Origin of the sequence: [Zimmermannella] faecalis ATCC 13722 (assembly GCF_000381765.1) — a bacterium.
In the GTDB taxonomy this organism is placed as follows: Bacteria; Actinomycetota; Actinomycetes; order Actinomycetales; family Microbacteriaceae; genus Gulosibacter; species Gulosibacter faecalis.
In genome coordinates this window covers 36,808-50,472 of sequence record NZ_KB907086.1, presented here as the reverse complement: position 1 = coordinate 50,472, position 13,665 = coordinate 36,808, and the positions used below count along the sequence as shown (strand labels likewise).

Sequence of the window (13,665 nt, the reverse complement as noted above, 5' to 3'; positions counted from 1 at the left end):
CAAAATATCGGCGCGGTGCTGGTCGAGGGTGCGAAGATCCGCCTCGAATCCGTCCTCTTTGCGGTGCTGCGTGGCTTCGGCTTTCGCGACCTCGGCCATCGCTTGGGCGTCGCGCGACAGGCGTTCGTGGATCGCTGCTGCGGTCGCGGCCGGGAGGTACGCCGTGAGGTACGCCATGCCGTAGTCGTCTTGGTCGACGAGGACGCGTCGCTGTGCGAAAGCGGCCTTGTGGGCGCGCTCGAAGTCTTCGCGCGCGAGTTTCGCGGCGAGTTGCTTCGCGAACGACTCGGTCTGCGGCACGGTGTGGGTTTTCGCGTAGCGGAGGACCTCGTGGCCGTAGCGGTCGTAGTTGCGTTCCGCGACGGGTGCGTGTTGGCGGAGCATCGCGTTGACGTGCCCGACCTGCACCGCAGCGTCGGACAGTGCGTCGTGCCAATAGGGGAACTTCGTGAACAGGTCGTTCGCGTTGTGCGCGCGGTTCATGAGGGAGTTGTCGGTGAGTTGCGCGTCGCAGGCGAACTCGCCGGCGACGGATCGCAGGTGCCACCGGAACGTCTGATCACGCTTCGTTGCGGCGACCGCGGGCCCGCAGTCACGGTTCGTGTAGGCCTGCGCGGTGCGGTAGATGGTGGCGTAGGTGCTGAAGTCTGAGGCGTCGATGCGGGCGCGATCACGCAGGTCGGTATGGAAGCGTTCGAGCGCCGCGCGCAGGTTCTCATCAGAGAGGTCATCGCCGTACTCGGGTGCCGTGTTGGTCATCTCGGTCGCCTCCCTTCCGCGCTGGTTGCCTTGGTTGTAGTGGACCACGACCCTGCGACATTTCCCGCGTCGCGCTGGTTCGCTGTCTTGCGTTCAGCTCACCATGACCCTGCGACATCTCCCGCTGTCGCCCGGCTCGCTGGCTTGGTTTCAGTGGACCATGACCCTGCGACATTTCCTCGTGCCGCCGGGTTTGCTGCCTTGGTTTCAGTCGACCACGACCCTCCGACATTTCCTGGCGTCGTCGCATCCGTGCGCGCCCATCCGGCTGGTCTCCGCGAACTGACGGTAATTTGCGGTTCTCTCGCCAAAAATGTCGCAAGTTTCCGTCAGGCGGCGGGGTGGGGGAGCAAGGCGTTGGAGCTTCGGTTCACCGTGACCGTGCGACATTTCTCGACGTCGGGCCCATCCGCTCGCGCCCATCCGTCTGGTCTCCGCTGACTGACGGGAATTTGCGGTTCTCTCGTTGAAAATGTCGCAAGTTGCCGTCAGTCGGCGGAGGGGCGGGGCGGGGGAGAAGGCGTTGGAACCTCAGTCCACCGCGACCCCTGCGACATCCCCGCCGCCGGCCCCGTCTGTTACGTCATGTAGAAATCTGAGGACGTTCGTCATTGCGACTCGGTAGCATCGACACCGGTTTCAACGACGAGGATGGAGGTGGCGCGTGACCGGGCCCAGTGAAGTTTGGCTTGCCGAGGGCGTCGACGCGCGTACCCTCCCGAAGGTGCTCCTGCACGACCACCTCGACGGCGGCGTGCGCCCCGACACGATCATCGATCTTGCCGACCAGGCGGGCATCGAGCTTCCGGCGCGCGACGGCAAGGCGCTGCGCGACTGGTTCCGGACGAACGCCGACTCTGGCGCGCTCGAGCGCTACCTCGAGACGTTCGACGTCGTGCTCCGGGTGCTGCAGACCCCCGAGGCGCTCCACCGAATCGCCCGCGAGGCGGTGCACGATCTCGCCGACGATGGCGTGATTTACGCCGAACTCCGCTGGGCGCCCGAGCAGCACCTGCGCGGCGGCGGCACGCTCGACGACGCGATCGCGGCGGCCGCCGCGGGCCTGCGCGAGGGCGCCGAAGAACGGGGAATCCGCGCCGGCCAGCTCATCTGCGCGATGCGCCAGAACACGTCGTCGCTCGAGGTTGCCGACGCCGCCCTGCGTGCCCGCGCCGACGGCGAGCTCGGGGGAGTGTGGGGCTTCGACCTCGCGGGTCCAGAGGCCGGATACCCGCCGAGCGAACACATCGAAGCGCTCACGAAGCTTGCGGGCGAATTCCTGCCCGTCACCGTGCACGCGGGCGAGGCGGCCGGGCTCGAGTCGATCGCCTCGGCGCTCATCGACGGTCGCGCGCTGCGGCTCGGCCACGGCGCCCGCGTCGCCGACGACATCACGATCGAACAGTCGGACGATTCGGGCACGCGCGTCTCGCTCGGGCCGATCGCCTCGTGGGTGCGCGACCGCGGCATCGCCCTCGAACTCGCGCCCTCGTCGAACCTGCAGACCGGCCTCGAACTCGCCGAAGGCTCGGCGGGCGGCGGCCGCGTCGAGTCGATCGCCGCGCATCCGTTCGACCTGCTCTACCAGCTCGGATTCGAGACGACCGTGAACACCGACAACCGCCTCATGAGCGACACGAGCGTCTCTGAGGAACTCCAGCTCGTCGCCGACGCGTTCGACCTGCGCCTCGGCGACCTCGAGCAGCTGCAGCTCAACGCGGCCCAGGCCGCATTCGCGCCACTGGAAGACCGCGAAGACCTCGCCGAGGCCATCGATGCCGCCTACGACGCCGGAGGTGCCGTGTGAGCGCAGCGAAGACGCTGTTCACCGACCCGAAGCTCGTGCTTGCGGGCGCGAAGGCCACCGACTGGCGCGACGCCGTGCGGCAGTCGACCGCGCTGCTTGTGCGAGAGGGATACGTCACCCGGCAGTATCCGGGCAAGGTCATTTCGGTCATCGATCGCTACGGCCCCTACACCGTCATCGCGCCGGGCCTCGCGCTCGTGCACGCGCAGCCGAGCGCCGATTCGCTCAAGGCCGGTACCGCGGCCGTGACGTTCCCCGACGGGGTCGCGTTCGGCCACGCGCACTTCGACCCGGTCGGCCTCGTCATCGCCGTCGCGACGACGAACGCGGCCGCGCACATCGAGGTCATCGCCGATATCGCGGCGCAGCTCGAGCGCGACGGCGGCATCGTCGACCGCGCCGTGCGCGCGAAGACCGACGCCGAGCTCTACGCCGCGCTCGGCGTCATCGAGCCGTAACGCGAGCCGCGAGCCCGGAGCACCCGAGCGCCTGACCTGCGCAGCGCCCGGGCCAGGCGCCACCACCCCTAACCGAGCAGCTCCCGCATCGCCACGGCCGCGGCATCGGCGCGCGCCGACGCCGACTCCCGGCGTTCCGCGAGCGAGCCGTCGCGCGACACGGCGTCGATGTACACCTTGATCTTCGGCTCGGTGCCCGAGGGCCGAATCATGATGCGCGTGCCGTCGTCGAGCCGTAGGCGCATGATGTTCGCGGGGTTCGCATCGGTCTCGTAGTCGTACACCTCGGCGACCGCGGCGTCGCCCACCTGGGTCGGCGGCTCGGCGCGCACCCGCGCCATGAGCTGCGGCAGCTCGGCCGGGTCGTCGAATCGCAGCGCGACCTGGCGCGATTCGAACGCGCCGAACAGCTCGCCGAACTCGTTGTCGAGGTCGATGAGGGTCTTGCCGGTCGCGGCCTGCGCGAACGCGAGGTCGAGCACCGCGAGCGCGGCCGAGATGCCGTCTTTGTCGCGCACCGTCTCGGTGTTCACGAGGTAGCCGAGGGCCTCCTCATAGCCGTACACGATTCCGTCGGCCCGGGAAATCCACTTGAACCCGGTCTGCGTTTCGGCGTAGTCGAGGCCGTAGTGCTCGGCCACCGCCGAGAGCGCCGGCGACGAGACGAGCGAGGTGGCGAGCGTGCCGCCCGACCCCTCGTCGGCGGCGATCTGTGCCGCGCGCCAGCCGAGCAGCTTGCCGATGTCGTTGCCGCCGAACAGGTGCCACTGCTCGTCGCCGTCGGCCGCCGCGACCGCGAGCCGATCGGCGTCGGGGTCGTGCGCGATGATGAGCTGCGCGCCCACCTCGGTGCCCTTCGCGTACGCGAGGTCGAGCGCGCCGGGCTCCTCGGGGTTCGGGAAATCGACCGTCGGGAACGTGCCGTCGGGCTGGACCTGCTCGGCGACCAGCTCGGGGAGCGCGACGCCCGCCGCCCCGAGCACGGCGCGGTAGGTCTCCCAACCGACCCCGTGCATCGCCGTGTACGCGACCTTGATCGGCGCTGGCGCGTGCCGAAGCACCCGCGCGGTCGCCTGCACGTACGCGTCGAGGAGCGACTCGTCGGCGACCGTGTACGACTCGTCGCGGGGCAGCTCGTTCACCTTCTGACCGTTCGCGACGGCCTCGATCGCGGCCGAGATCTCGCCGTCGACCGGCGGCACAATCTGTGAGCCGTTGTCGGCGCCGCCGAGGTACACCTTGTAGCCGTTGTCCCACTTCGGGTTGTGCGAGGCGGTGACCATGACGCCCGCCGACGCATCGAGGTGGCGCACCGCAAACGCCGTCACGGGGGTCGGCAGCGCGCGGGGGAGCAGGGTCGCGCGCACGCCGGCCGCCTGCATGAGCTCGGCGGTGTCGCGGGCGTAGACGTCGGAGTTGATGCGGGCGTCGTAGCCGATCACGACGCTCGGGTCGGCGTCGCCGCGGGCGATGAGGAAGTCGGCGAGGCCGCGGGCCGCCTGCGCGACGACCACCCGGTTCATCCGGTTCGAGCCGGCGCCCTGCCTGCCGCGCAGGCCCGCCGTGCCGAACTGAAGCCGGGTCGCGAAGCGGTCGCGCAGCTCGCGCCACGCCTCGGCGCGGGGCGAATCGTCGTCGTCGGCGATGCGCTCGCCGGCCGCGCTCAGGTCGCCGAGCTGGCCGAGCAGCTCTTCGAGCTCGGCGCGGGTCTCAGCATCGGGATCCTGCGCGAGCCAGGCCTCGGCGGCGTGCCGCAGCGCGACCTGCGATTCGCGAATAAGCGGGAGCGTCATCGGTCGACCTCCTCCGAGCCCTCCCCGGCGGCCGGGGTCGAGAGGATGCGCGTCACCGACTCGGCGAGCAGCTTCGCGAGGTGCTGCTCGGCGGCCTTTCCAGCTGCGATGACCTCTTCGTGGCTGAGCGGGTCGGGCGAGATACCGGCGGCCGGGTTCGTGATGAGCGACATGCCGAGCACCTCCATCCCGGCCTCGCGGGCCGCGATCGCCTCGAGTGCCGTCGACATGCCGACGATGTCGCCGCCCATGACGCCCGCCATGCGCACCTCGGCCGGTGTCTCGTAGTGCGGACCGCGGAACTGCACGTACACGCCCTCGTCGAGGTCTTCGACGCCGTGCACGATGTCGCGCAGCCGCTTCGAGTAGAGGTCGGTGAGGTCGACGAACGTCGCGCCCTCGAGCGGCGAGGCCGCCGTGAGGTTGATGTGGTCGTTGATGATCACGGGCGTGCCGGGGCCCCAGGCGGGGTTGAGCCCGCCAGCGCCGTTCGTGAGCACCATGATCTTCGCGCCCGTCGCGGCCGCCGTGCGCACCGAGTGCACGACCCGGCGCACGCCGTGACCCTCATAGAAGTGGGTGCGGGCGCCAATGATGAGGGCGTGGTGGCCCGACTCGAGCCGCACCGAGCGGATCGTGCCGACGTGCCCCGCGAGCGCCGGCTTCGAGAAGCCCGGCACCTCGTCGGCCGTGAGCGTCGCGACGGTCTCGCCGAGCGCATCCGCCGCCTTGCCCCAGCCAGAGCCGAGCGTGAGTGCGATGTCGTGCTGCGCGATGCCGCTGCGGTCGGCGATGACCTGGGCGGCCGCTGCGGCGATGTCGGCCGGGTTCGCGGCGGAATCATCGAGCGGATGGGCGAATTCTGAGGTGAGATCAGCCATGACGTTAGCGTAGGGGAGGAGCCCGCGCGGACGTGACAAAATGGGGCGCATGGTTGCAGGCACTACAGAACGTCATCGGATTGTTGTTATCGGCGGTGGCCCCGGTGGCTACGAGGCGGCGATTGCGGGCGCACAGCTCGGCGCCGACGTGACGCTCATCGAGCGCACCGGCCTCGGCGGCTCGGCGGTGCTCACCGACGTGGTCCCCTCGAAGACCCTCATCGCCACGGCCGAGGCCGCGACGCACGTGCGCACCGCCGACGAGCTCGGCCTGCAGTACTTCGTGCGCGACGACGCCGAGAACCCGCGCCGCCCCGAGATTGCCGTGAACCTCGGCAAGCTCAACCAGCGTATCCTTCGCCTCGCGCAGAACCAGTCTGACGACATTCGCCTCAACCTGAAGGATCGCGGCGTGCGCCTCGTCGAGGGCCACGGTCGCATCGTCGTGCCGAGCATCGTGAGCATCAGCACGGGCGAGAACGGCACCGAGTTCGACCGAATCGAGTACGACACGCTCGTGCTCGCGACCGGTGCGTCGCCACGCGAGCTGCCGACCGCGAAGCCCGACGGTGAGCGCATCCTCACGTGGAAGCAGCTCTACAACATCGACCGGATGCCCGAGCACCTCATCGTGGTCGGCTCGGGTGTGACCGGTGCCGAGTTCGCCTCGGCGTACCGCTCGCTCGGCGTCAACGTGACGCTCGTCTCGAGCCGCGACCGCGTGCTGCCCGGCGAGGACGCCGACGCCGCCGACGTGATCGAAGACGTGTTCCGCCGCAACGGCATGCAGGTGCTCTCGCGCACCCGCGCCGAGACTGTCGTGCGCGACGGCGACGAGGTCGTCGTGACGCTCACCGACGGCACCGAGGTACGCGGCTCGCACTGCCTCATGGCGGTTGGTTCGATTCCGAACACCGCCGACCTCGGCCTCGAGAAGGCCGGCATCGACACGACCGAGTCGGGCCACATCGTCGTCAACCGCGTCGCGCGCACGAGCGTGCCGAACGTGTACGCCGCGGGCGACTGCACGAACTTCTTCCCGCTCGCCTCGGTCGCGTCGACGCAGGGCCGCACGGCCGTGTTCCACGCGCTCGGCGACGAGGTGCGCCCCATCAACCTCCGAAACGTCGCCTCGAACGTCTTCACCTACCCCGAGATCGCGACCGTCGGGTGGCAAGAGAAGGACATCGAGGAGGGCAAGCGCTCGGGCCGCGTGCACAAGCTCGAGCTCTCGCAGAACCCGCGCGCGAAGATGCAGGGGTTCCGCGACGGCTTCGTCAAGCTCATCGCCGGAAACAACCTCGGCGTGATCGTGGGCGGAGTGGTCGTCGCGCCCCGCGCATCCGAGTTGCTGCTTGCCCTGTCGGTGGCGATCGAGCAGCGCCTGACGGTCGACGAGTTCGCGTCGTCGTGGGCCGTGTACCCGTCGCTCTCGGGGTCGATCGTGGATGCGGCGCGCGACATGCACGTGCACCTCGACTAGCGCTCGGCGCGAGACTTCGCTGCAGACCGGCGTGCCTTCGGGTACGCCGGTCTGTTCGTTTGTGCGGGGCTGTTGCGCGGGTGTTGCGGCCGTCGAGTTTTCCCAGGCTGCACTCAGTTAAGTGAATCTGATTCATATTTATAGTAGGGTGAGGTTAGGACGGCGCCGACGCCGTACACCGTGTTGCCGACGCCAGGCCGGTCGCTGCAACACACCACTCGACACGAACTGGCGCCAGGCCGGCCCAGAGAGAAGAGAGAACCACCATGGGCAAGCCCATCGATTTCGACCGCGTCGTAGAACTCACCAAGGTAGAGGGCGAAAAGCTCAACGAGCGCACGATTGAGTCGAAGAACTACTACGCCAACGCGAGCAAGCACCTCGCCGGCGGCGTCGCGTCGTCGTACCAGCTGCACGACCCGTGGCCCATCTACGTCGAGAAGGGCGACGGCCCCCGCGTGTGGGACGTCGACGGTAACGAGTACTACGACTTCCACAACGGCTTCGGCTCGATGGTGCAGGGCCACGCGCACCCCGCGATCGGCAAGGCAGTTGCCGACCGCTACCCGCTCGGCACGCACTTCGCCGCGCCGACCGAAGACGCCATCGTCGTCGGTGATGAGCTCGCCCGCCGCTTCGGCCTGCCGAAGTGGCGCTACACGAACTCGGGCTCGGAGTCGACGATGGACGCGATCCGCATCGCCCGCGCCCTCACCGGCCGCGACACCGTCATGAAGATCTTCGGCTCGTACCACGGCCACCACGACACCGTCATGGTCGACATCGGGTGGATCGACGAGCAGGAGATCGGCCCCCGCGACAACTACGCCTCGATTCCCTACGGCGCCGGCGTGCCGCAGGCGACCGTCGACATGACCGTCGCCGTGCCGTTCAACGACGCGGAGACCATGGAGAAGCGCATCCAGGCGCTCGACGCCGAGGGCCGCAAGCCCGCGTGCGTGATCATGGAAGCCGCGATGATGAACCTCGGCGTCGTGCTGCCCGAGGACGGCTACCTCCAGGCCGTGCGCGACATCACGAAGAAGTACGGCATCATCCTCATCTTCGACGAGGTGAAGACCGGTATCTGCATCGCGCCCGGTGGCGCGACCGAGAAGTTCGGCGTGCAGCCCGACATGGTCACCCTCGCGAAGGCGCTCGGTGGCGGCCTGCCCGCCGGCGCGATCGGCATGACCGAAGAAGTCGCGACCGTGGTCGAAGACGGCTCGGTCTACCAGGTGGGTACCTACAACGGCAACCCGCTGACCCTCGCCGCCGCTCGTGCCTCGCTGCTCGAGGTCATGACCGACGACGCCTACGCGCACCTCGCGCACCTCAACGACCGCATCCTCGCAGGCTGCGACGACGTCATCAAGCGCTACGACCTCGACGCCTACACCGTCGGCATCGGCTCGAAGGGCTGCGTCGTGTTCAGCGACCACAAGGTCACCGACTACGAGTCGTACATGGCGAACGCGAAGACCGGCGGCAAGCTCGCCGACCTCGCGTGGCTCTTCAACATGAACCGCGGCATCTTCATGACCCCGGGCCGTGAAGAGGAGTGGACGCTCTCGGTCACCCACGACGACGCGGCAATCGACGCGTACGTCGAGGCGTTCGACCAACTCGCGGCGGCGATCCGCGGCTAAGTTCGGCAGCGCTCGCGCTTTGCGAATGCAGGGGGCGGGGCCGGATGCAGTGGCCAAGTGTGGCCAGCGCATCCGGCCCCGCCCCCTTCGTTCGTGGTCGTGTCGCCGGATGCGGTGGGCAGAGTCGAGCGCAGTGGGCAAGTGAGCCCGTGGCACGCGAGCGCGCCCACTGCGCTCGCGGCGCGGGTCGGCTGCTCGCACTCGCGGCGTGCGTCGACGGCTCGAGCTCGCTGCTCGAAGCTAGGATTCGAGCTCACGGCTCGAGCGCGGGCACGAGCAACTCGGGCACGAGGGATGCCGTCGTTGCGGTTACCGCGTGCCGCGCGGGGAGCGCGAGGCGAGTAAACATCGCGGTCCAGTCGGGCGGCGCGACACGTCGGACGGGCTCCAGGGCGACCCGCGCGAGCGGTGCGGGTTGACGGGATGCGCGAGCCAGAGCCTGCGTCCACTGCCTGGCCAAGCCGGTCGGGTCGCGCAGATCCGTCCATCCCCACCGCGTGACCTCGAGACCGAGGCCGCGCATCCGCTTCTCGCGGTGCTTCTCATTCATGATCACGTCGCCCGCGCTCTCGCCGACTGGCACGAGGTCGGTGTACTTCGTCTTGCCGTCGAACTCGCCGACGAGTCCGGGAACCGCGAAGTCGACCCGTGCCACGAAATCGCCGTATTGGTCGAGCACGGTCGCCTGCTGCAGCGGCAGGTCGATGCCGGTCGTGATCATGATGTACCGGCTCCACGACTCGCCGATGCTCTCGGATCGCTCATTCGCGTGCTCCAGCACCCAGCGCAGTCTGCGGCCGTGTTTGCGTACGGTCGCGAGCGGGGCGAGGTCGGCGCCCCTCGCTAACGCCGCGTCGGTCACCGCAAGGAGTTCGGGCAACGAAAGCTCGCCGGCCAGGTCGCGCACTGTGCGTGCGAGCGACGTGCAAGGCAAGCCCGCGACCTCGACGCAGTCGTTGTCGTCGAGTCGCATCTGTCGGGTGCGCACCCAGCCGCCGGATGCGTCGCTCCAGTCGCGACACAGTTGCACCTTCTCGGGAATGCGCGACTGCAGCAGCGGCAGCCCGTGCAAGATTGCCGCGCTCGCACCGCAGACTGTTCCCTGGGTCATGCTGCCGCGGGCCGCGAACACTCGCGCGGCGTGCACGACCTCGGGCTTTAGCTTCGCGAAGTCCTCGCCTTTCATCTCGAGGTAGACCCCGCGGTAGACGCGCTGCAACTGCTCGTCCTCGGGCAGAAACTCACTGGCTGTGAGCGGGTCGGGCGCAATGTCTCGCTGCGTGAAGATCAGGTTCATGCCCAACAGCGAACCCCAGCCTCGCGTCGTGCGCTGCCGCGCATCCGCCCCCTGTGGAGAACCGCGTTTCCACAGCAGCGTCGCGAGTTGCGGCAGAGGGCAAGTCAACCCCATCCGGTTGCTCTGCCGCGCGCGGGCGTCCGCTGGCAGGCTGCGCGCTTGGTCAGCTGAGGTCCTGGATGCAGTGGGCAGAGTCGAGCGCGATGGGCAAGTGTGCCCGGGGCACGCAAGTGTGCCCATGTCGAGCGGGGTGGTGGGCACGGAGGCCGTGGCCGAAGTCGTGTGTCGTGGGCAAGTGTGGCCGGGGCGTCCGACCGCGCCCATGGCGTTCGGCACCCCGTAGGCCGGCAGCCCAGCAGGCCGGCCGAGGCGGGCGGCGCACGCAGAAAACGACCGAGGCCCCCGCATCCATGCCACGAGGGCGGATGAGGGGGCCGCGGCGCCGGAGTGCGCTACACGAGCGACACCTTGCGGTTCCAGGAGTAGTGCGTGCGCCAGAGGCAGACGGCCGCGATGAGCGCGAGCGCGGGCACGAACCCGAGCGGCATGACGTCGTCGTTACCGTTGCCGGAGAAGGCCTCGAAGAAGTTCGACTCGAAGCCGACAAACGCGAGGCTGCCGCCCTCAATGCCGAGGCCGATCGGCACCAACATGATGAACAGCGTCGTGATGATCTGCGTCACGAAGTAGAACGTGACGAGCGTGACGATCGGGCCGCCCACGCCGAGCCGGTTCAGCGGTGCCTCGCTGCCGATGGATGCGCAGAAGAAGTACTGCACGGGCCACACGAGCATCTGCAGCACGAACGCGATTGCGAGGCCGGTGATCATGCCTGCCGAGGCGTACTGCGACACGAAGTCGAGAGCGCTGCCGAGCATCGTGAACGGGTTGCCGGTGAGCCCCACCATCGGGCCGAATGCGGTCCAGAAGATCGCGGCGGAGACCACGGTCACGGCCATCGCGGCGAGCGAGGCGAGCCAGGTCCACAGCATCTTCGCCCAGAAGATCGTGCTGCCCTTCACCGGAATCGACTGCGTGAAGTAGCCGAGCTGTCGGTAGCTCGAGCGCCAGTAGTCGATCGCGAGGGCGATCTGGGTGACGGGCAAGAACAGGAACGTGATGCCGAGCCCGAGTGCGACCCCGAGCTCCGAGAGCACGGGCCAGTTCATGAGGGCGAACAGCGTCGCGACGGCGACGATCAGGAGCCCGCCGCCGAGCAGCAGTCCGAGCAGGGTGCGGGTGCGGAGGTATTCGTGCTTGAGCAGGGTGATAGTCATCGGTACGTCTCCCGGAACAGTGCGTCGAGGCTCATGGAGTGGGTTTCGCGAAGGTCGTCGGCGTCGCCCTGCAGCACGACGTTGCCGTGGCGCATCATGACGACGCTGTCGAGAATCGGTTCGAGGTCGTGCACGAGGTGGGTCGCGATGAGCAGCATCGAGTCCTCCTCGAGGTTGCGCAGAATGCCGTTGAGAATCACCTCGCGGGCGGCCGGGTCGACGCCGCTGATCGGCTCGTCGAGCAGGAACAGCTTCGCGCGGCGCGACATCGTGAGCGCGACCTGCACCTTTTCGCGCATCCCCTTCGACATCGCCTTGAGGCGCATGTTTTCGTCGAGGCCGAAGAAGCTGAGGAGGTCGTGCACCTTCGGTTCGTCGAAGTCGGCGAAGAAGTCGCGGTAGAGGCGGATGCAGTGGCTCACGCGGGCGTCTTGTGGCAGGAAGCTCGCGTCGGGCAGGAACGAGACGATTGCCTTCGACTCGGGGCCGGGGGCGTGCCCGTAGACGCGCACGTCGCCGCGGTAGTCGGCGATGAGGCCGCCGAGGATCTTCAGCAGCGTCGTCTTGCCGCAGCCGTTTTCGCCGAGGAGCCCGACGATGCGGCCCGGTGCGAGCTCGAGGTTGAGGCCCGAGATCGCGGGGAGCTTGCCGTAGACCTTCTCGAGGTCGCGAATTTGGATAGCCGGGGTGGCGGTCATGTCACTCGCCTCCGTTCAGGGCTGGGTGGGGCTGGTTGTGGTGGTCATGGGCGTCCCATCTCGAGTGGATGATGTCGGTTGCCTGTTGTTGGTGCATGCCGAGCCCGCGGACGCGGGCGATGTAGGCGTCGGTGGCGTCGCGGGCGAGCTCGGCGCGGAGCTCGTCGATGCGGTGGGTGTCGTCGGTGACGAAGCGGCCGCTCGTGCGTTCGGAGCGGGCGAGGTCGGCGCGTTCGAGTTCGGCGAGCGCGCGCTGGGCGGTGTTTGGGTTGACGCCGACTTCGGCGGCGATCTCGCGCACGCCGGGGATGCGTGCGCCGGGCTGCCATTCCCCGACGACGATGCGTCGGGAGAATTCGGCGACGAGCTGCACCCAAATCGGTGAGGAGGTGGTGAACTCCATCGCGCTCCTTGTGTTGGTGTATTAGGTGATTAATACAATCGCACAGCGCGGCCGACGTGTCAACAGCATCGGGCACGCAAGACGGGGCCGGGGCGCGATCGAGAGTGATCGCGCCCCGGCCCCGTCGTGTGGGTTGGCTCGTCGCCTAGGCGAGCTGCGGCTCTGCCTCAATGAGCTTCGCGTCGATGAGCGCCGCGCGGATGCGCGCACGCTCCTCGTCGCTCGCGGGCGCGAACGGCTGCCGCGGGAGGCCGCCGTCGCGACCCTGCAGCTCGAGGGCCGCCTTGATCGTCGCCGGCAGGTTCGGCGCATCGATCGCGCGCCACACGGTGAGGATGCGCTCGTGGAGCTCGAGCGCCCGGGCGTGGTCGCCGGTCTGCACCGCATCCCAGAGCTCGACGCTGAGGCCGGGCGTGACGGTCGGGATCGCGGCGAGTGCGCCGTGTGCGCCCATGACGAACGCGGGGTAGTGGAGGTCGTCAAGGGCGGCGAGAATCGTGTAGCGGTCGCGCACGCGGTGCAGCAGGTCGGCGAGGAGGTGCATGTCGCCACCCGACTGCTTCACCGCGACGAGCTGGGGCACATCGCGCATGAGCTCGATCGTGTCGACCGGCACGAGGGCCCAGGGGACGACGTTGTAGAGGATGATCGGGAGGTCGGTCGCCTCGCCGATCTCGCGGTAGTGGGTAGCGGTCTCTTCGGGGGAAGGGGAGAAGACGTAGTGCACCGGGGTGACCTGAATCGCGTCGACGCCCGCGCGCTTTAGGGCGAGCGAGTAGCGCTTCGCCTGCGCGGTCGAGTTCTGAATCACGCCGCCGATAACGGGCACGCGGCCCGCGACCTCCTCGACCACGACCCGGCAGATTTCCTCGCTCTCTTCGATCGAGAGCGTCTGGCCCTCGCCGGTGCTGCCGCAGGCGCAGATCGCGGTGACGCCCTGCGTGAGGAGGTAGGCGACCTCGGCGCGGAGCAGGTCGTAGTTGACCTCGTCGTTCGCGTCGAACGGGGTGACGACGGTCGAGATCATGCCGCCGAGTTGGATCTCATTCATGGTTCGGTGCCCTTCTGGTGGTGCGTCGTTGCATTCAGACATCATGACATGTAATGTCTGATACATCAGATGTTAGCACGGGTCGTAACGAAGCGACGACCGGACGACA

At 68.5% G+C, this 13,665-nt stretch carries 12 protein-coding genes; 4 read left to right on the top strand and 8 right to left on the bottom strand.

From position 1 onward, the window contains the following. Nucleotides 1-759 (bottom strand): DUF222 domain-containing protein (locus G328_RS0113085; protein ID WP_019619807.1); only part of this gene is annotated, 759 nt, incomplete at its 3' end. A 664-nt stretch (nt 760-1,423) separates the two neighbouring features. On the opposite strand from G328_RS0113085, the gene G328_RS0113080 reads away from it, so the two are divergent. Together G328_RS0113080 and G328_RS0113075 are read left to right on the top strand one after the other, a co-directional pair. After that, nucleotides 1,424-2,566, top strand: coding sequence for an adenosine deaminase (locus tag G328_RS0113080; RefSeq protein ID WP_019619806.1), 1,143 nt, complete (start codon nt 1,424-1,426; stop codon nt 2,564-2,566). Beyond that, nucleotides 2,563-3,024, top strand: a complete 462-nt coding sequence (locus G328_RS0113075; protein ID WP_019619805.1) for a PTS sugar transporter subunit IIA — start codon at nt 2,563-2,565, stop codon at nt 3,022-3,024. Before G328_RS0113080 ends, G328_RS0113075 begins: the two co-directional genes overlap by 4 nt. A 68-nt stretch (nt 3,025-3,092) precedes the next feature. On the opposite strand, the gene G328_RS0113070 is transcribed toward G328_RS0113075, so the two are convergent. Further along, the gene (locus tag G328_RS0113070) at nt 3,093-4,817 is read right to left on the bottom strand and encodes a phospho-sugar mutase (protein WP_019619804.1); all 1,725 of its coding nucleotides are present in this window, start codon (nt 4,815-4,817) and stop codon (nt 3,093-3,095) included. Next, nucleotides 4,814-5,698, bottom strand: coding sequence for a purine-nucleoside phosphorylase (locus G328_RS0113065; protein WP_019619803.1), 885 nt, complete (start codon nt 5,696-5,698; stop codon nt 4,814-4,816). Before G328_RS0113065 ends, G328_RS0113070 begins: the two co-directional genes overlap by 4 nt. 49 nt (nt 5,699-5,747) lie before the next feature. Between G328_RS0113065 and G328_RS0113060 the strand changes: the two genes are divergently transcribed. Both G328_RS0113060 and G328_RS0113055 read left to right on the top strand, forming a co-directional pair. Next, a complete protein-coding gene (locus G328_RS0113060; RefSeq protein ID WP_019619802.1) occupies nt 5,748-7,181 on the top strand; it encodes an NAD(P)H-quinone dehydrogenase in 1,434 nt (477 codons plus the stop codon). Nucleotides 7,182-7,447: 266 nt separating this feature from the next. After that, nucleotides 7,448-8,830, top strand: a complete 1,383-nt coding sequence (locus G328_RS0113055; RefSeq protein ID WP_019619801.1) for an aspartate aminotransferase family protein — start codon at nt 7,448-7,450, stop codon at nt 8,828-8,830. A 253-nt stretch (nt 8,831-9,083) separates the two neighbouring features. Here G328_RS0113055 and G328_RS16045 read toward each other — a convergent pair whose 3' ends face one another. The 5 genes from G328_RS16045 to G328_RS0113025 form a co-directional block, all read right to left on the bottom strand. Next, a complete protein-coding gene (locus G328_RS16045) occupies nt 9,084-10,127 on the bottom strand; it encodes a hypothetical protein (protein ID WP_019619800.1) in 1,044 nt (347 codons plus the stop codon). A 452-nt stretch (nt 10,128-10,579) separates the two neighbouring features. Continuing rightward, nucleotides 10,580-11,404, bottom strand: coding sequence for a hypothetical protein (locus tag G328_RS0113045; protein ID WP_019619799.1), 825 nt, complete (start codon nt 11,402-11,404; stop codon nt 10,580-10,582). After that, on the bottom strand, nt 11,401-12,102 hold the full coding sequence (locus tag G328_RS0113040; protein ID WP_019619798.1) for an ABC transporter ATP-binding protein: 702 nt from the start codon (nt 12,100-12,102) through the stop codon (nt 11,401-11,403). Before G328_RS0113040 ends, G328_RS0113045 begins: the two co-directional genes overlap by 4 nt. Nucleotide 12,103: 1 nt before the next feature. Next, nucleotides 12,104-12,505, bottom strand: a complete 402-nt coding sequence (locus G328_RS15455; RefSeq protein ID WP_019619797.1) for a GntR family transcriptional regulator — start codon at nt 12,503-12,505, stop codon at nt 12,104-12,106. A gap of 145 nt (nt 12,506-12,650) precedes the next feature. Continuing rightward, nucleotides 12,651-13,556: a dihydrodipicolinate synthase family protein gene (locus G328_RS0113025; RefSeq protein WP_019619796.1), complete on the bottom strand. Its 906-nt coding sequence runs from the start codon at nt 13,554-13,556 to the stop codon at nt 12,651-12,653. Nucleotides 13,557-13,665 lie beyond the last annotated feature (109 nt).

Coding starts and splice junctions, on each gene's coding strand:
- G328_RS0113040 (WP_019619798.1), bottom strand. CDS start 12,102: ATGACCGCCACCCCGGCTATCCAAATTCGCGACCTCGAGAAGGTCTAC.
- G328_RS16045 (WP_019619800.1), bottom strand. CDS start 10,127: ATGAACCTGATCTTCACGCAGCGAGACATTGCGCCCGACCCGCTCACA.
- G328_RS0113025 (WP_019619796.1), bottom strand. CDS start 13,556: ATGAATGAGATCCAACTCGGCGGCATGATCTCGACCGTCGTCACCCCG.
- G328_RS0113070 (WP_019619804.1), bottom strand. CDS start 4,817: ATGACGCTCCCGCTTATTCGCGAATCGCAGGTCGCGCTGCGGCACGCC.
- G328_RS0113060 (WP_019619802.1), top strand. CDS start 5,748: ATGGTTGCAGGCACTACAGAACGTCATCGGATTGTTGTTATCGGCGGT.
- G328_RS0113065 (WP_019619803.1), bottom strand. CDS start 5,698: ATGGCTGATCTCACCTCAGAATTCGCCCATCCGCTCGATGATTCCGCC.
- G328_RS0113055 (WP_019619801.1), top strand. CDS start 7,448: ATGGGCAAGCCCATCGATTTCGACCGCGTCGTAGAACTCACCAAGGTA.
- G328_RS15455 (WP_019619797.1), bottom strand. CDS start 12,505: ATGGAGTTCACCACCTCCTCACCGATTTGGGTGCAGCTCGTCGCCGAA.
- G328_RS0113045 (WP_019619799.1), bottom strand. CDS start 11,404: ATGACTATCACCCTGCTCAAGCACGAATACCTCCGCACCCGCACCCTG.